Origin of the sequence: Microbacterium mangrovi (assembly GCF_000802305.1) — a bacterium.
GTDB classification, from domain to species: domain Bacteria; phylum Actinomycetota; class Actinomycetes; order Actinomycetales; family Microbacteriaceae; genus Microbacterium; species Microbacterium mangrovi.
In genome coordinates, this window is sequence record NZ_JTDK01000010.1 from 299,695 (window position 1) to 316,341 (window position 16,647).

Sequence of the window (16,647 nt, forward strand, 5' to 3'; positions counted from 1 at the left end):
CACGACGACACGGCCGGGGGACGGCATCCGCTCCCGTAAACTTGGATGATCATGGCTACTTTCGGCACGCTCTCCGACAGGCTCACCGAGACCTTCCGCAATCTCCGCACCAAGGGCAAGCTCACGCCCGCCGACGTGGACGGCACCGTCCGCGAGATCCGGCGCGCGCTGCTCGACGCGGATGTCGCGCTGCCCGTCGTCAAGGAGTTCACCGCCAAGGTGCGCGAGCGCGCGCTCAGCGACGAGGTCAACAAGGCGCTGAACCCCGCCCAGCAGGTGGTGCAGATCGTCAACGAGGAGCTCATCGCGATCCTGGGCGGCCAGCAGCGCCGCCTGCAGTTCGCGAAGAACCCGCCGACGGTGATCATGCTCGCGGGCCTGCAGGGCTCGGGCAAGACGACCTTCGCCGGCAAGCTCGCCAAGATGCTCGAGTCGGACGGCCACACGCCGATGCTCGTCGCCGCCGACCTGCAGCGCCCCAACGCCGTGAACCAGCTCCAGGTGGTCGCCGAACGTGCCGGTGCCGCCATCTACGCCCCCGAGCCCGGCAACGGCGTCGGCGACCCCGTCAAGGTGGCGCGCGACGGCGTCGAAGCCGCGCGCCGGCAGCAGTACGACACCGTCATCATCGACACCGCCGGACGCCTCGGCGTCGACGCCGAGCTGATGAAGCAGGCCGCCGACATCCGCCGTGCCGTCGATCCCGACGAGGTCCTCTTCGTCATCGACGCGATGATCGGCCAGGACGCCGTCAACACGGCCAAGGCCTTCCAGGAGGGTGTGGACTTCACCGGCGTCGTGCTGTCCAAGCTCGACGGCGACGCACGCGGCGGCGCCGCGCTCTCGGTCGCCTCGATCACCGGCCGCCCCATCATCTTCGCCTCCACGGGTGAGAACCTCGACGACCTCGAGCCCTTCCACCCCGACCGGATGGCCTCGCGCATCCTCGACCTCGGTGACATCCTCACTCTCATCGAGCAGGCGCAGCAGGCCTTCGACGAGGCCGAGGCGCTCAAGGTCGCCGAGAAGCTCGCGACCGAGACCTTCACGCTCGAAGACTTCCTGGACCAGATGCAGCAGTTCAAGAAGATGGGGTCGATGAAGAAGATGCTGTCGATGCTGCCCGGAACGGGGCAGATGAAGCAGCAGATCGACAACTTCGACGAGCGCGAGATCGACCGCACCGAGGCGATCATCCGGTCCATGACCCCCTCCGAGCGACGCAACCCCAAGATCCTCAACGGGTCGCGCCGGCTGCGCATCGCGCGCGGCTGCGGCATGACGGTGACCGACGTCAACCAGCTCGTGCAGCGCTTCGACCAGGCCGCGAAAATGATGAAGACGGTCGCGCGCGGCGGCGTCCCGAACATTCCGGGAATGGGCCCGGTCGGCGGCAAGCCGGGCGCGTCGAGCAAGCGCGGCAAGCAGCAGAAGGCCAAGGGGTCCCGGTCGGGCAACCCGGCCAAGCGCGCCGCCGAGAACGCCGGCGCGGTCGCCGAGGCTCCGGCCGTTCAGGGGTCCGGCTTCGGGCTGGGCGGCGGCAAGCCGGGCGGTCAGCCGAGCGAGGCCGATCTCGCCGCCGTGCAGAAGCTCCTCGGCGGCCGCTGAGTCCTCTGGCGGCGGGCCGGCGACCGGACGTCAGAGGGCGAAGCCGGCCGCGTCGCAGGCCGCCTCGACGTCGCCGAGCAGCACCCTCTGACCGGTCGCGGTGGGATGCTCGTCGTCGCTCTGCACAAGGTCGCTGTGTCCTGCGAGGGGCTGACCGATGTCGATGTAGGTGCCGCCCACGCCCTGGACAGCCTGCTTGACCGCGGCCGAGCTGTACGCGATCTCGGCGGGTGCCGCGGACGGCTGGTTCCAGAGCGTGTTGATGCCCAGGATGCGCGCGTGCGGGAACTCGTGGTGCAATTCGTCCACCGTGGCCGTGGTCGCCGCGACGAGCGCCGACTCGCTCTGCGCATGATCGTTGTCGGATCCCTGGACGACCACGATGTCGGGATGCTCGTGGAGGGCGGCCGGGATGAGGCCCGCGAAGTCGGTGCCGCAATCGCCGACGGCGACGAATCCGCCCCCGTCGCAGCTGACGTTGTAGACCGTCTCGTCCCGGTCGTCGGCCAGCAGCGTCGGCCAGTCCTGGCCGGACTGCAGGCCGTGCCCGTTCATGATCGAGTCGCCCAGCGCGGCGATGACCTGGCGTCCGGGGGGAGCGACGTGGCCCCGGTTCGCGCTGGGCGAGGCGGTCCTCGGAGCCGTGGTCCGCGACTCCGCGGCCGCCATCGTCGAGCATCCTGCCAGTGCCAGCGCGAGTCCCGTGACGGTCACGGCGACGGCGGGCAGCAGACGGGGGAGGGGGCGCATCCGTTCCACCGTACGCAGGAGGCGCCACCGCCGCCGCACGGGGCGTGGCGCCCTCTGCGAATGCATACGCGATGTTCAGCGGACGGTGAGACGGATGCAGAGAGAACCGATCAGATGGGCACGCCGGCGGCGTCGCACGCCTTCTTGACCTCCTCCATCAGCACCTGCTGGCCCGCGGCGTTCGGATGTTCACTGTCGCTCTGGAGCAGCTCAGGGTGTCCCTGCAGCGGCTGGCCGATGTCGATGTAGGTGCCGCCGACCGCCTTCACCGCGTTCTCGACGGCGGCCGAGCTGTAGGCGATCTCGGCCGGCGCGGGCGTCGGCTGGTTCCACAGCGTGTTGATGCCCACGATCTGCGCGTGCGGCAGGACGCGGTGCAGCTCGGCGACCATCGCGTTGGTCGCCGACGTCAGCGCGGCCTCGGTCTGCTTCTGGTCGTTGTCGGAACCCTGCACCAGCACGATGTCGGGATGCTGCGTCACACCGTCGGGGATCAGCCCGGCGAAGCTCGTGCCGCACGATCCCACCGCCACGAATCCGCCGCCGTCGCATCCGAGGTTGTACACCGTGTCATCCCGGTCGGCCGCGAGCAGACTCGGCCAGTCCTGGCTGTTCTCCAGGCCGTAGCCGTTCATGATCGAGTCGCCGATGCCGACCACGACGGGTTTGCCGGGGGCGTCGAAGTCCGTCGACGAGGGCGACGCGGCGGGGGTACCGCCCGCCGAGGATGAAGCCGGGGACGCCTGGCTCGGCGCCGATGCGGTGGGCGAGCTCGCGCCCGGCGATCCCGTCGTGCACCCGGCCAGCGCGGCGATCGCGGCGGCGATGACGAGGGGGACGAGCGTGCGCCGAACCAGCATGAGGTCACGTTAGGAGGCCCGCAGGGTCCGCGGCACGTCGCCCCGGCTGACCGGGCGCATCCACAAGGGATGCTCAGCGACCGTCGAGCCGGGCCAGGTGCTCGTGCAGCGTCGGTCCGTCGCGGAACTCGCCGATCAGGTGCCGCACGACCTGGCGGAGGTCGCCCGCGTACTCGTCGGCCACGCGCAACTGACGCTCCGAGCTCGATCCCTCGGTGAGGATGGTGTGCAGGCCGCTGAGCTCGCGGGAGCAGCCGAGGTCGTTCGCGACCGGTTCGAGCCGCTCGACGGTCTCGGCGATGTGCGCCCGGACCGCGCGCTGCGAGCCGGCGGAGTCGCCGATGACCTCGGCATCGAGGCCGTACCGGGCCGCCCGCCACTTGTTCTCCCGCACGAACCACGGCTGCAGCGTGGGAAGGGAGCGACCGGCATCCAGCTCCCGCGAGAAGTGCTCCACGAGCACCTGCACGAGAGCAGCGACGGCGGCCAGTTCCGGGAGGGTCGACATCCCGTCGCAGGCGCGCACCTCGATCGTTCCCCACCGCGGGGCGGGGCGGATGTCCCAGCGCACCTCCGTGGCGTCGGCGATCACGCCGGTGGCGGTCATGTCGTCGAGGTAGCCCTCGAACGCGGGCCAGTCCGTGAGCGGCCACGGCAGCCCGGCTGTCGGCAGCTGCTGGAAGACGAGCGCCCGATTGGAGGCGTATCCGGTGCGCTCGCCCGCCCAGAACGGACTCGACGCGGACAGCGCCTGCAGGTGCGGCAGGTACACGCTCAGCGCCCCGACGATCGGCATCACCTTCGAGACGTCCTCGACGCCGACGTGGATGTGGATGCCCCAGATCATCATGTTGCGGCCCCACCACTGGGTGCGATCGATCAGGGTGTGGTACCGCGTCTTGTCGGTGACCTCCTGGTCGTACCACTGCGCGAACGGGTGACTGCCGGCGCACAGCAGCTCGATGCCGCGCGGATCGGTCACGCGGCGCACGGCGGCGATCGCGTCGGCGATGTCGTGCACGGCGTCGGCCACCGACGCCCCGACCCCGCTCGTGACCTCGACGGTGTTGGTGAGCAGCTCGCCGGTCACCGTGTAGCGGGCGGGAGCGGCATCCGCCATCGCCGCGAGCACCTCGGGGGCGCGCGGGACCAGGTCGCCGGTGGCGCCGTCGGCCAGCATCAGCTCCCACTCCAGGCCCACGGTGGAGCGGGCGGAGGTCGCGAAAGGTTCCGTCATGAGGGTCTCCTCGATTCCGGACTGCGCGGGCTTGCGTTGTCGGCTCATCATGGCATGGTGTGCGTCCCTCGTCGGTGAGCGCGTCAGGGGGCGACACATCCGCGCCGCGGATGCCGACTCCGCGCGCGCCGCGTGACGTGTCGGTTCGCGGCATCCCGCATGATCTGGCAGAATTGATGGTCGGACCGGTGCCCGACCCTCTATCCGGCATCGTCCGCCCCTTCGAGCTTCCGCCGGGTGTGCACCCCACGCTCCAGGCGATGTTCCTCCTTTTCACACACATTCAGGAGAATCGTGGCTGTCAAGATCCGTCTCAAGCGTCTCGGCAAGATCCGTGCACCGTACTACCGCATCGTCGTGGCCGACTCGCGCACCAAGCGCGACGGCCGTGTCATCGAGGAGATCGGCAAGTACCACCCGACCGAGAACCCGTCGTTCATCGAGGTCGACTCGGACCGCGCCCAGTACTGGCTCTCCGTCGGCGCGCAGCCGACCGAGCAGGTGCTCGCCATCCTCAAGCTGACCGGCGACTGGGGCAAGTTCAAGGGCGACGCCAACGCCGTCTCGACCGTTCAGGTCGCCGAGGGCAAGGCCGAGTTCCAGGCCGACGCCGCCAAGAAGTCGGTCGTCAAGCCCAAGGCCGAGAAGAAGGCCGAGGAGCCCGCCGCCGAGGCTCCCGAGGCCGCCGAGGCCGACGCTTCGGCAGACGCCGAGTAATCGCCGTGCTGGCTGCCGCGCTCGAGCACGTCGTCAAGGGGATCGTCGATCACCCGGACGACGTCCGCATCGACTCGTCCACGTCGTCCCGCGGGGACGTGCTGGAAGTGCACGTCCACCCCGACGACCGCGGACGCGTCATCGGGCGCGGCGGCCGCACAGCGAAGGCCCTGCGCACCCTCATCGGTGCGCTGGCCGAAGGCCGCCGGGTCCGCGTCGACGTCGCGGACGACTGATGGCCGAAGTCAAAGTCCCTCGCCGTGATGCACAGCCGCCGAGGGCGCAGCTTCGCGTGGGGCGCCTGGTCAAGGCGCACGGCCTCAAGGGCGCGCTGAAGCTCGAGCTCTACACCGACGACCCGGACGGGCGCTTCGTCCCGGGCGCCTCGTTCACGCTTCAGGTGCCGGAGTCGTCCCCGTGGCACAGCCAGACGATCACGGTTCGCGAGTTCCGGTGGATGAACTCCCACCCGGTCGTGTTCTTCGAGGGCGTCGACGACCGCACCGCTGCCGAGTCGCTCGTCAAGGCGATCCTGTGGGTGGATGAGGACGCCGCGGCATCCGAACCCGAAGACGACGCGTGGTACGACCACCAGCTCACCGGCCTCGACGTCGTGCGCGACGGTGCCGTCGTCGGCACGGTCACCCGCGTCGACCACCTGCCCGCGCAGGACCTGCTGATCGTGCGCAGCGGCGACCGCGACGTGCTGGTGCCGTTCGTCAAAGCGATCGTGCCCGAGGTCGACATCGCGGCCGGCCGCATCATCGTGACGCCGCCTGCCGGGCTCTTCGAAGACCTTCCGGCCGACGACTCCGAAGCTCCCGAAGAGGTCTCCGCCGAGGGCGACGATCCCTCCGAGGACTGACGTGCGCATCGACGTCCTGACGATCTTCCCGTCCTTCTTCGACGTCCTCGAGGTGTCGCTGCTCGGAAAGGCGCGCTCCGCGGGACTCCTCGACGTCCGCGTCCACGATCTGCGCGAGTGGACGCACGATCGTCACCGCACCGTCGACGACACCCCGTACGGCGGCGGTGCCGGCATGGTCATGAAGCCCGAGCCGTGGGGAGAGGCGCTGGATGCCGTCACCCAAGATTCCGAGCGCCCCGTGATCGTGTTCCCGTCGCCCGCAGGGGAGGTGTTCTCCCAGCGCACCGCCCGCGACCTCGTCGAGACGGACCACCTCGTGTTCGGCTGCGGCCGCTACGAGGGGATCGACGAGCGCGTGTTCGCCTACGCGGCCACCCTCGGGGAAGTCCGCCTCATGAGCCTCGGCGACTACGTCCTCAACGGGGGAGAAGTGGCGGCCATGGCGATGATCGAAGCGGTCGGCCGCCTCGTGCCGGGCGTGGTCGGCAATCCCGAGAGCCTCGTCGAGGAATCCCACGAAGACGGCCTGCTGGAGTACCCCTCGTACACGAAGCCGTCGTCGTGGCGCGGGTACGACGTCCCTCCGATCCTGCTCAGCGGAAACCACGGGGCAATCGCCGCGTGGCGTCGCGAGCAGCAGGTGCAGCGCACGATCGAACGGCGCCCCGACCTGCTGCCCGGGAACGACTGAGCGCACCCGGGGTGCGTCAGTCGACGCCCAGGAACGACCGGTCCGTCAGGACGATGGGGCCGTCGGCGGTGACGGCCACGGTGTGCTCGGAGTGCGCTCCGCGCGAGCCGTCGACGCTGCGCAGGGTCCAGCCGTCGGGGTCGGTCACGAGACGGTCGGTCGTCGCGAGCAGCCAGGGCTCGAGCGCCACGACCAGTCCCGCCCGCAGGGGGTACCCGCGGCCCGCCTTGCCGTCGTTGGGGACGTGCGGATCGCCGTGCATGATGCGTCCGACGCCGTGGCCGCCGAAGTCGGTGTTGATCGAGTAGCCCGCGCCGTGCGAGACGTCCGCGATCGCCGCCGAGATGTCGCCGATGCGGTTGCCGACCGTCGCGGCGGCGATGGCGGCATCCAGAGCGCGCTCGGTGGTCTCGATCAGCCTCAGGTCTTCGTCGCGCGGGGTGCCGACCACGAAGGACACCGCCGAGTCGGCGACCCAGCCGTCGACGGAGACGGCGAAGTCCAGCGACACGAGGTCGCCGTCGCGCAGGTCGTAGTCGAAGGGCAGGCCGTGCAGCACGGCGTCGTTGACGGACGTGCAGATCACCTTGCCGAAGGGGCTCGCCCCGAACGACGGGTGGTAGTCGATGTAGCAGGACTCGGCACCGGCTCGCCGGATGAGGTCGTGGGCGCGCTGATCGATGGCGAGGAGGTTCGTGCCCACCCTCGTCTCGTCCCGCAGGGTCGCGAGTGTCTCCGCCACGAAACGCCCGGCGGGGCGCATGGCTTCGATCTCGGCAGGGGTGCGCAGCTCGATCATCGGTTTCCTCTCGGCGAGTCGTCTCATTCTCTCGCTGTTCCTATCCTCGCCGATCCGGGTGCGCGCGTCTGTGAGGATGCCGCGGGCTCCCGGCGGTCCGGTCCGCCGGACCCGGACCGCGCGTACCATCAGAGGCATGTGGCTGCGACGTGCGTTCTACGGCTGGCTGTTCCCGGCCGCGTTCATCCTGCCGCTCTGGCTGTTCATCGGATGGGGCGTGTTCAGCGCCGGCGGGTGGGCCTTTCTCTGGGTCGTGCTGATCGCCATCCCCTCGGTGTTCATCGGGCAGCTGATCCTCACCCTCATGGTGCGCGCCCGACCTTCGGCGCGCTCGGCCCGCGCGGTCTCGTGGTGGGACGTGCTCGGCTTCACGGTCTGGCACTGCCTGACGATCTCCCTCGCGTTCTTCGCGGCATCGTGGTGGCTGCCCGTGATGATCCTGACGGTCTGCGTGGGCCTCGGGATGTTCTGGCTCGAGATCTGGCAGCTGATGCGCGAAGCGGTGCGGATCATGCCCGGTTCCAGCGCCGGAGGCGCGGCTTCGACCGGCCGGCGCGGCGACGTGTTCGTCATCACCGAGACGGACTCCTCCCAGCGTTGAGCCCGTTTTGGCCGGCACCGGCATCCGTGGCAGAATAGGAGTTCGTGCCCTGATGTGCTCTGCCTCAGGGGAGCTGCCATCGACCTCGGTCTGAAACATGGCAACGGGGCGCTCCTTTCTTGACATCCCTTGACGTGGTCGACCTGTTGCGGCCGCAGGAAGAGAAGATCATGCAGATCCTCGACGCCGTCGACGCAGCATCGCTGCGTTCCGACATCCCCGCTTTCGGCCCCGGCGACACCGTCAAGGTGCACGTCAACATCACCGAAGGCAACCGCTCCCGCATCCAGGTCTTCCAGGGCGTCGTCATCGGCCGCTCCGGCGACGGTGTGCGCGAGACCTTCACCGTCCGCAAGGTCAGCTTCCAGGTGGGCGTCGAGCGCACCTTCCCGGTGCACAGCCCGGTGATCGACCACATCGAGGTCGTCACCCGCGGTGATGTGCGTCGCGCGAAGCTGTACTACCTGCGCAACCTGCGCGGCAAGAAGGCGAAGATCAAGGAGAAGCGCGACAACTGACGCGCTCTCACTTCGACGCCCCGTGGCACTCTGCCCGGGGCGTCGTTGTGTCTGCACACATCCGAAGTGTGCGACGCTGGACTGTGCGCGCGGGGACGCACATGCGGGAGGAGACCGATGACCACGGAGCACGCCGAGACGCAGGCGTCTGCGGACGGAGAGAAGCGCAAGGGGCGCGGCGGGTTGCTGTTCCTCCGCGACGTCGCGGTGATCATCGTCATCGCGATCGTCGCCTCGTTCCTCCTCAAGACGTTCATCGTCCGCTCCTTCTACATCCCCTCGGCTTCGATGGAGGACACCCTCCAGATCGACGACCGGATCCTGGTCGACGAGATCACCCCGCGGTTCACCGGGTATCACCGAGGCGACGTCATCGTCTTCAGCGATCCCGGCGGGTGGCTTCCCGCGCAGCCGGCCGAGGCCGAGAAGCCCTGGCTGGCACGGACCGTCGACACGGTGCTGACGTTCGTCGGCCTGTCCACGGCCGACAGCGACGACCATCTCGTCAAGCGCATCATCGGGCTTCCCGGCGATCATGTGAAGTGTTGCAACGCTCTCGGCCAGATCACCGTGAACGGGACCCCGCTCGACGAGTCCGCCTATGTCAAGCTGCAGCCCGGCGAGACGACCCCGCAGCCGGTTCCTTTCGACGTCGTCGTGCCGAAGGACTCGCTCTGGGTGCTCGGCGACAACCGCGACGAGTCGAGGGACTCGCGTTACAACCAGAACGATCCCGGCAAGGGCTACGTGCCCATGACCGACGTCGTCGGCCGGGCGTTCCTGATCACGTGGCCCTTCAACCGGTTCGGCCTGATCAGCTCGCACCCGACCGTGTTCGCCGGTGTGCCCGAACCGAGCGGGTCGACGCCGACCACGACAACGACGCCGAGTCCATGACCGTCGTCGAGCCACGGCTCACACTCGAGCGGCGGCTGCTGCGCGAGCGGCCGATCCTCGTCGCGTGCGACGAGGTGGGGCGGGGAGCACTGGCCGGACCCGTCGCGGTCGGGGCGGTGGCGGTGGATGCGGCACGTGCCCGGAAGCGGGTTCCGGCCGGACTGCGGGATTCGAAGCTCGTCCCCGAGGCCCGACGGCCCGAGGTGGCGGCGCGAGCTGCCGACTGGGTGTGCGCCTCCGGCGTCGGGTGGGCGACATCCGAGGAGATCGATCGGATCGGCATCATCCGCGCCCTCGGCCTCGCCGCTCATCGGGCGATCGCCCAGCTGTCGGCAGCGGGATGCGACCTGAGCGACGCCCTGGTGCTGCTGGACGGCAACCACGACTACATCACTCCCGTTCAAGCGACGCCGTGGCCCGTCCGCCCGATCATCAAGGGCGATCGGGATTGCGCGAGCGCGAGTGCCGCATCGGTCATCGCCAAGGTGGCGCGAGATGATCTCATGCGCGGCCTCGACGGCGAGTTCCCGGTCTACGGCTGGTCGCGCAACAAGGGATATGCGAGCCTCGACCATCGTGCCGCGATCCGCGAGCACGGGCTCAGCCGTCACCACCGCTCATCGTGGGCCATCGCGGACGCGCCGACACTGTTCTGACGGCCGCACCGTAGGATGGAAGGACCATGGATGACGACTCCTTCGACGACTACGACCGAGACCTGGAGCTGGCGCTGTTCCGCGAGTACCGGGACGTTGTGTCTCAGTTCGGGTACGTGATCGAGACCGAGCGTCGCTTCTATCTCGCCAACGAGGTCAACGTGGTGCGCCGGGACACCGAGCACGACTTCTACTTCGAGATCACGATGAACGATGTCTGGGTGTGGGACATCTATCGTGCCGACCGCTTCGTGAAGTCCGTGCGCGTGCTCACGTTCAAGGACGTCAACGTCGAAGAGCTCTCCCGCCACGACCTGCACCTTCCGGAAGAGCTCTCGCTCGACAACTGATCTCCGCGGCGTCTCTTGCCGGTCGCGGATTCACGCGGATGCGGGCTGTCCACAGGGCGGTGTCGGCGCCTCTCCGGGACGGATGCTCCACAGGTGGGTCCTCCCGCGCAGCGATCGGGTGGCGTGCGCTGAGAACCTGCCTGCATGGCAGCGAAAGACGACCTGGGCAGAGCGGGCGAGGCCCGCGCAGCAGACCATCTCACCGGGAACGGCTATCGCGTCGTCGATCGCAACTGGCGGTGCTCGGAGGGCGAGCTGGATCTCGTGGTCGTGCGCGACCGCGAACTCGTCGCGGTCGAGGTCAAGACCCGGCGCGGCGACGGCTTCGGCGATCCGCTCGAGGCCGTCGACGAGCGCAAGCGGCATCGCCTCTGGAGACTCGCGCAGCGATGGCGGCGGGAACATCCTGACGCGGCCGCGGACCGGCGACTGCGTGTGGACGTGATCGGCATCACGGGTCCCGACCCGCACTGCGGGCGCCTGGTGCACGTCGAGGACATCCGGTGAGCGTGGCCCGCACGTGGGCGGTTGCCCTCGTCGGCCTCGAAGGAACCCTCGTCGAGGTCGAAGCCGACCTCAGCAAACAGCTTCCGGACTTCCGGATCATCGGACTGGCGGACAAGGCCCTGGGGGAAGCGGTCCAGCGCGTGCACAACGCCTGCGAGAACACCGGCGTGCCGCTGTCGAAGCGTCGGCTGACCGTCAACCTGTCGCCCGCGAGCCTGCCCAAACAGGGATCCGGGTTCGACCTCGCCGTCGCCGTCGCCGCCCTCGCCGCCGAGGGCGGCATGAACACCGATTCCGTGGCCGAGACCGTCCACATCGGCGAGCTCGGACTCGACGGCCGGCTGCGCCCGGTCACCGGGGTGCTGCCGGCCGTCGTCGCTGCGCATCGGGCCGGGCGCGCCCGTGTCGTGGTGCCGCACGCCAATCGGGCGGAGGCGCAACTGGTCACCGGGATGGAGGTACACGGCGCGGTCAGTCTGGCGGAAGTCCTTCGTCTCCACGGCGCCGAGGTCGAGGTTCCGGACATCGATCCGGTGGCGACGGCCGCAGCCGACGAGTTCATCCCGTCCCACCTGGATCTGTCCGACGTGATCGGCCAGCGTGAGGCGGTCGACGCGCTCGTCGCCGCGGCCGCAGGCGGCCACCACCTGCTGATGAGCGGGCCGCCGGGCGCGGGCAAGACCATGATCGCCGAGCGGCTGCCCGGCATCCTCCCGGACCTCGACGACGACGCCGCGTTGCGCGTCGCGTCCGTCCGCTCGCTCTCGGGGTCGGTGGTCACCACCCTCACCCGGACGCCGCCTTTCGAGGCACCGCACCACAGCGCCAGCGTCGCGGCCCTGGTCGGCGGCGGGTCCCGCCACGCCCGCCCCGGCGCGATCGCGCGGGCGAGCGACGGCGTGCTGTTCCTCGACGAGGCGACCGAGTTCGCGACCAGCACGCTCGATGCGCTCCGGCAACCGCTCGAGAGCGGCCGCATCGCGATCCATCGCGCGGGATTCACCGCCGCGTACCCCGCACGGTTCCAGCTCGTCCTCGCCTCCAATCCCTGCCCGTGCGGCAACTACGGCGTGCGGGGAGCGACCTGCGTGTGCCCGCCGATCGCCATCCGGCGCTACCTCGGCCGGCTGAGCGGGCCGCTGCTGGATCGCATCGACATGGAGCTCTCGGTCCGGCGCGTGTCCGTGACGAGGTCCACGTCGGATGCGCCGTCCGTCACGACGGCGTCGGCGCGGGACCAGGTCGGGGAGGCGCGTGCGCGTGCACTCCATCGGCTCCGCGACACGCCCTGGCGGCTGAACTCCGAGGCAGGCGGGGAGTGGCTGCGTGAAGGGCCGGTTGCGCCGTCCGCGCTCGTGAGTCGCCCGCTCACGAGCGCCCTGCACCGAGGCACCCTGACGATGCGCGGCTATGACCGCATCCTCCGCGTGGCGTGGTCGCTGGCCGACCTCGCCGGCCGCGATCGGCTCTCCGGGGACGATGTCGGGCGTGCGCTGTATCTCAAACGAGGATTCGCGCAATGACCGCCCCGTTCGCCGATGAGCGCAGCCTGATGTCCGCGATCGCGGCGCTCGGGCGGGATGTCGGAGCTCCCCACCGCGCCCGCGACGATCTCGCTCGCGTCGTCTGGGCCGGACTGGTCGAGCCGGGCGATGGGATCGCCGGGATGCTGATCGACACGCTCGGTGCGCAGGAGGCGCTTCGGGTCGCTCAGTGCGCGCGCCCGGGCGCTGCGCCACCGCCGGCGATCGACCTGTCGCCACGAGACTGGGCGGACGCCCTGGCGCGCTGGCGGCCGCGGCTGGCGTCGGCGTCGGATCCGGGGAACGCGCTGCGCGTCGCGGCGGCGCGGAGCATCCGGCTGGTCATGCCCGGCGACGCCGACTGGCCGGCGCCCCTCGACGACCTCGGCCACCACCGTCCCGTGTGCCTGTGGGTGCGGGGCGACTCGCGGCGACTCGGAGGCGACGGGAATCCGGCCGTCGCGATCGTCGGCGCTCGCGCGGCGACCGGGTACGGAGAGCACGTCGCGGGGGAGCTCGCCGCGGACCTGGCCGGGCGCGGTCTGACCGTCGTATCCGGCGGAGCCTACGGAATCGACGGGACGGCCCACCGGGCCGCGCTCGCGGTCGGAGGAACGACGATCGCCGTCATGGCGGGCGGGGTCGACCGGGCCTACCCGGCCGGGCACACGGCTCTGTTCGATGAGATCGCCGCCACGGGAGTGGTGATCAGCGAGGTCCCCTGCGGCGGATCACCGACAAAGTGGCGGTTCCTGAGTCGCAATCGCCTGATCGCCGCGCTGACCGGGGCGACGGTCGTCGTCGAGGCAGGGGTCCGCAGCGGGTCCCTGAACACCGCGAACCACGCGGCGACCCTCGGACGCCCGATCGGCGCGGTGCCCGGGCCGATCACCAGCCCCTCGTCGGCCGGCTGCCACCGCCTGCTGCGCGAGTACGATGCGCGATGCATCACCGATGCGCGGGACATCGTGGAGCTGTTGGACCCCGGAACGCTTTTCGACATGGGCGACGGGGCGAGTGCGGATTCCGCCGGTGTCCGGCCGCGCACGGACGACTTGATGCGCGTTCGCGACGCACTCAGTACGCGATCGCGGCGCGATGTCGACGACGTCGCCCGACGGTCGGGCATGTCGCTCGCGGAGGTGGAGACGAGACTGGGCCTGCTGCTCATCGCGGGGGAGGTCGACCGCGGTCCGGACGGGTGGCTGCTGGGGGCGACGGGCACGGGGTGACCGGCGTGGCGGCGCGCCGGGGGAGGGCGTCCGCGGCCTGCGGCATCCTGGAAGCATGCGGATCGGAGAGGCCTCGGACGGATACGCGGCGTACCTCTCCGCGGTGCGGCGACTGTCGCCGGCGACGGTGCGGGCCTACCGCAGCGATCTCGCGGATCTGGAGGCATGCGCCGGCGACGTCGAACTGGGCGATGTCACCCTCGAGACGCTTCGCGACTGGCTGTGGCAGGACCTGCAGCGCGGCATATCGCGTGCAACCGCCGCGCGGCGGACGGCGGCGGTCCGCGGGTTCTTCGGATGGGCGGCCGACACCGGGCTGACCACGAGCGATCCGAGCCTGCGATTGGTCGCGCCCAAACGAGGGCGCACTCTCCCGACCGTCGCCAGTGCCGATGCCGTCGCCGGCATGCTCGAGGACCTCGCGGGGCGCGCCGCCGACGGCGATCCGCTTCTGCTGCGCGACCTCGCGATCCTCGAGCTGCTCTATGCGGCGGCATTGCGCGTCTCGGAGCTGTGCGGCCTGGACGTCGAGGACATCGATCGCGAGCGACGAACGCTCCGCGTGACCGGAAAGGGCGCGAAAGAACGGGTCGTGCCGTTCGGCGGCGCCGCCGCGCGCGCTCTGGATGCCTACCTCGTCCGCGCGCGGCCTGCCCTGGACAACGGCACGACATCGGGCAGGGCCGTCTTCCTCGGTCCTCGCGGCGGCCGGCTCGGACCCCGGACGGTCTACGCGGTCGTGAGCCGGGAGCTGTCCGCGGTGGTCTCGGCGGAGACTGTCGGGCCGCACGCACTGCGCCACTCGGCGGCGACGCACCTCCTCGAAGGCGGCGCCGACCTGCGCGCCGTGCAGGAGATGCTCGGGCACGCGAGTCTCGGCACGACCCAGATCTACACGCATGTCTCGGGCGACCGCCTGCTCGCCGCGTATCGCCTGGCGCACCCGCGCGCGTGACGAGCGCGGCCCTCACGCGCAGCAGGGGAGCAGGATCGCGTGGGGGATGCCGCCCAGAAGCAGCATCGGATTGATGTACTCCCCGTTTCGACGCGCGCCGAGGTGCACCGTGTCGGGGTCCGCATGTCCGCCGACCGCCACCGTGCCCACCCGCTCGCCGCCCCGGACGACATCGCCTGCGGCGGCGTCCGAGGCGACGGGCTCGAGTGTCGAGACGATTCCGTCGCCGTGATCGATCGTGAGCACCGGTCGCCCGGCGACGCGCCCGGAGAAGGCGACGATCCCGGCGGCGGGCGCTGCGACGCCGGAGCCGATCGGGGCGGCGATGTCGATGCCGCGGTGGCCCGGACCGTACCGTGTCGCCGGCGCGGCGTAGGCGACGATGACGCGGTGCGAGGCCGTCGGCCACACCCACACGGCGCGCTCGGACGCGTCGGACGCAGCCGTTGCCGCGCCACCGGTGGCGGGCTCCGCGGCAGCGGCGGGGGACAGGAGCAGGAGGAGCACTGCAGCCCCGAGACGAAGCGGTCGCCGGCGCGGCTTCAGGAGGTCCATCTCTCGAGCATCTGCGCCCGGATCGCGCGCTGCTCGGCGTGTCCGCAGGGCTGGGGAAAGACGGCCGCGGACGCCTCCGATCGCGCACCTGTGGACAGACCGTCAACTGGTACACTGAAAAGGCATCTCGCGTGTCGGGATGACTCCGCGTGCCCGTGGCCTGCCGCTCCTGAGCGGCGCTGCAGGCGGCATCCACTCCCACCGGTCCCGCTTTCCGAAGCGGGCGGGAGCATGTCGGGCACCAGGCTCGTCGCACACCAGTGCGACGAAATCAACCGCAACGGGCGCCCAGCGCCCCAGAACAGGAGCACGACCATGGCCGTCGTCACCATCCGCCAGCTGCTCGACAGCGGCGTCCACTTCGGACACCAGACCCGCCGGTGGAACCCGAAAGTCAAGCGCTTCATCCTCACCGAGCGCTCCGGCATCCACATCATCGACCTGCAGCAGTCGCTCGCGTACATCGACAAGGCGTACGAGTTCGTCAAGGAGACCGTCGCCCACGGCGGCACCGTCCTCTTCGTCGGCACCAAGAAGCAGGCGCAGGAAGTCCTCGCCGAGCAGGCCACGCGCGTCGGCCAGCCGTACGTGAACCAGCGCTGGCTCGGTGGCCTCCTCACCAACTTCAGCACCGTCAGCAAGCGTCTGGCCCGCATGAAGGAGCTCGAGGAGCTCGACTACGAGAACCCGGCTGCGAGCGGCTTCACCAAGAAGGAGCTCCTCCTCAAGAAGCGCGAGCTCGACAAGCTGCACAAGTCGCTGGGCGGTATCCGCAACCTCCAGAAGACCCCGTCGGCCCTGTGGGTCGTCGACGCGAAGCGCGAGCACCTCGCCATCGACGAGGCCAAGAAGCTCGGCATCCCCGTGATCGGCATCCTCGACACGAACGCCGACCCGGACGACTTCCAGTACCCGATCCCCGGCAACGACGACGCGATCCGCTCGGTGTCGCTGCTGACGCGCATCATCGCCGACGCAGCGGCCGAGGGTCTGCAGCAGAAGCACAACCCGGAGGCCGGCGAGGCAGAGCCCCTGGCCGAGTGGGAGCGCGAGCTGCTCGAGCAGGGTGCCGCCGAGGCTCAGGCCGACGCGACCGAGCTCGCCACCGAGGCCGTCGTCGCCGAGGCCGCTGCCGAGGAGCTGGCCGCTGAGGCCGTCGTCGCCGAGGCCGCTGCCGAGGAGCTGGCCGCTGAGGCCGTCGTCGCCGAGGCCGCCGCCGAGGAGCTCACCGCCGAGGCCGAGGCCGACCAGGCCTGAGGCATTGAACGTCGTCGCGGCGGGGTCGTCTGAGGACGGTCCCGCCGCGGCATCCATGAGAACTTC

Annotated in this window: 20 protein-coding genes; 15 read left to right on the forward strand and 5 right to left on the reverse strand. The window is 70.3% G+C overall.

Annotated features, from left to right (window positions below; all coding sequences use genetic code 11):
- Positions 1 to 51: 51 nt before the first annotated feature.
- On the forward strand, positions 52 to 1,608 hold the full coding sequence (ffh, locus tag LK09_RS12160) for a signal recognition particle protein (RefSeq protein WP_039399552.1): 1,557 nt from the start codon (positions 52 to 54) through the stop codon (positions 1,606 to 1,608).
- A gap of 30 nt (positions 1,609 to 1,638) precedes the next feature.
- On the opposite strand, the gene LK09_RS12165 is transcribed toward ffh, so the two are convergent.
- The 3 genes from LK09_RS12165 to LK09_RS12175 form a co-directional block, all read right to left on the reverse strand.
- On the reverse strand, positions 1,639 to 2,358 hold the full coding sequence (locus LK09_RS12165) for an SGNH/GDSL hydrolase family protein (protein ID WP_052226707.1): 720 nt from the start codon (positions 2,356 to 2,358) through the stop codon (positions 1,639 to 1,641).
- Positions 2,359 to 2,468: 110 nt separating this feature from the next.
- The gene (locus tag LK09_RS12170; protein ID WP_039399553.1) at positions 2,469 to 3,218 is read right to left on the reverse strand and encodes an SGNH/GDSL hydrolase family protein; all 750 of its coding nucleotides are present in this window, start codon (positions 3,216 to 3,218) and stop codon (positions 2,469 to 2,471) included.
- A 73-nt stretch (positions 3,219 to 3,291) separates the two neighbouring features.
- The gene (locus LK09_RS12175; protein WP_039399803.1) at positions 3,292 to 4,455 is read right to left on the reverse strand and encodes a glutamate--cysteine ligase; all 1,164 of its coding nucleotides are present in this window, start codon (positions 4,453 to 4,455) and stop codon (positions 3,292 to 3,294) included.
- A 294-nt stretch (positions 4,456 to 4,749) separates the two neighbouring features.
- Here LK09_RS12175 and rpsP point away from each other — a divergent pair, with 294 nt between their 5' ends.
- From rpsP to trmD, 4 genes are read left to right on the forward strand one after another with little or no spacing between them, the layout of a single operon-like run.
- A complete protein-coding gene (gene rpsP / locus LK09_RS12180) occupies positions 4,750 to 5,172 on the forward strand; it encodes a 30S ribosomal protein S16 (protein WP_039399561.1) in 423 nt (140 codons plus the stop codon).
- Between the two features lie 5 nt (positions 5,173 to 5,177).
- Entirely contained in the window at positions 5,178 to 5,408 is a 231-nt protein-coding gene (locus tag LK09_RS12185) for an RNA-binding protein (protein ID WP_039399562.1), read from the forward strand.
- The gene (rimM, locus tag LK09_RS12190; RefSeq protein ID WP_039399563.1) at positions 5,408 to 6,037 is read left to right on the forward strand and encodes a ribosome maturation factor RimM; all 630 of its coding nucleotides are present in this window, start codon (positions 5,408 to 5,410) and stop codon (positions 6,035 to 6,037) included. Before LK09_RS12185 ends, rimM begins: the two co-directional genes overlap by 1 nt.
- Before the next feature lies 1 nt (position 6,038).
- Positions 6,039 to 6,731, forward strand: a complete 693-nt coding sequence (gene trmD, locus LK09_RS12195) for a tRNA (guanosine(37)-N1)-methyltransferase TrmD (protein WP_039399564.1) — start codon at positions 6,039 to 6,041, stop codon at positions 6,729 to 6,731.
- Between the two features lie 16 nt (positions 6,732 to 6,747).
- On the opposite strand, the gene map is transcribed toward trmD, so the two are convergent.
- On the reverse strand, positions 6,748 to 7,530 hold the full coding sequence (map, locus tag LK09_RS12200) for a type I methionyl aminopeptidase (protein WP_039399565.1): 783 nt from the start codon (positions 7,528 to 7,530) through the stop codon (positions 6,748 to 6,750).
- 136 nt (positions 7,531 to 7,666) lie between these two features.
- Between map and LK09_RS12205 the strand changes: the two genes are divergently transcribed.
- The 9 genes from LK09_RS12205 (at position 7,667) to LK09_RS12245 (ending at position 14,769) form a co-directional block, all read left to right on the forward strand.
- The gene (locus LK09_RS12205) at positions 7,667 to 8,131 is read left to right on the forward strand and encodes an MFS transporter permease (RefSeq protein WP_197061041.1); all 465 of its coding nucleotides are present in this window, start codon (positions 7,667 to 7,669) and stop codon (positions 8,129 to 8,131) included.
- Positions 8,132 to 8,301: 170 nt separating this feature from the next.
- Complete coding sequence (gene rplS, locus LK09_RS12210) at positions 8,302 to 8,649, forward strand: 50S ribosomal protein L19 (protein ID WP_039399809.1); 348 nt, start codon at positions 8,302 to 8,304, stop codon at positions 8,647 to 8,649.
- A 117-nt stretch (positions 8,650 to 8,766) separates the two neighbouring features.
- On the forward strand, positions 8,767 to 9,546 hold the full coding sequence (lepB, locus tag LK09_RS12215) for a signal peptidase I (RefSeq protein WP_039399566.1): 780 nt from the start codon (positions 8,767 to 8,769) through the stop codon (positions 9,544 to 9,546).
- Complete coding sequence (locus LK09_RS12220; RefSeq protein WP_039399567.1) at positions 9,543 to 10,202, forward strand: ribonuclease HII; 660 nt, start codon at positions 9,543 to 9,545, stop codon at positions 10,200 to 10,202. Before lepB ends, LK09_RS12220 begins: the two co-directional genes overlap by 4 nt.
- Before the next feature lie 26 nt (positions 10,203 to 10,228).
- Entirely contained in the window at positions 10,229 to 10,552 is a 324-nt protein-coding gene (locus LK09_RS12225) for a DUF2469 family protein (RefSeq protein WP_039399569.1), read from the forward strand.
- A gap of 144 nt (positions 10,553 to 10,696) precedes the next feature.
- On the forward strand, positions 10,697 to 11,059 hold the full coding sequence (locus LK09_RS12230; protein ID WP_039399571.1) for a YraN family protein: 363 nt from the start codon (positions 10,697 to 10,699) through the stop codon (positions 11,057 to 11,059).
- Positions 11,056 to 12,582 (forward strand): YifB family Mg chelatase-like AAA ATPase, encoded by a 1,527-nt coding sequence (locus LK09_RS12235; protein ID WP_039399573.1) that lies wholly within the window; start codon positions 11,056 to 11,058, stop codon positions 12,580 to 12,582. The genes LK09_RS12230 and LK09_RS12235 overlap by 4 nt, the downstream gene beginning before the upstream one ends.
- Positions 12,579 to 13,814: a DNA-processing protein DprA gene (dprA, locus tag LK09_RS12240; RefSeq protein WP_039399579.1), complete on the forward strand. Its 1,236-nt coding sequence runs from the start codon at positions 12,579 to 12,581 to the stop codon at positions 13,812 to 13,814. The genes LK09_RS12235 and dprA overlap by 4 nt, the downstream gene beginning before the upstream one ends.
- 55 nt (positions 13,815 to 13,869) lie before the next feature.
- On the forward strand, positions 13,870 to 14,769 hold the full coding sequence (locus LK09_RS12245) for a tyrosine recombinase XerC (protein ID WP_039399586.1): 900 nt from the start codon (positions 13,870 to 13,872) through the stop codon (positions 14,767 to 14,769).
- Positions 14,770 to 14,781: 12 nt separating this feature from the next.
- Here LK09_RS12245 and LK09_RS12250 read toward each other — a convergent pair whose 3' ends face one another.
- On the reverse strand, positions 14,782 to 15,324 hold the full coding sequence (locus LK09_RS12250) for a murein hydrolase activator EnvC family protein (RefSeq protein ID WP_052226708.1): 543 nt from the start codon (positions 15,322 to 15,324) through the stop codon (positions 14,782 to 14,784).
- Positions 15,325 to 15,639: 315 nt separating this feature from the next.
- Between LK09_RS12250 and rpsB the strand changes: the two genes are divergently transcribed.
- Entirely contained in the window at positions 15,640 to 16,581 is a 942-nt protein-coding gene (rpsB, locus tag LK09_RS12255; protein ID WP_039399587.1) for a 30S ribosomal protein S2, read from the forward strand.
- The last annotated feature ends 66 nt before the right edge of the window (positions 16,582 to 16,647 follow it).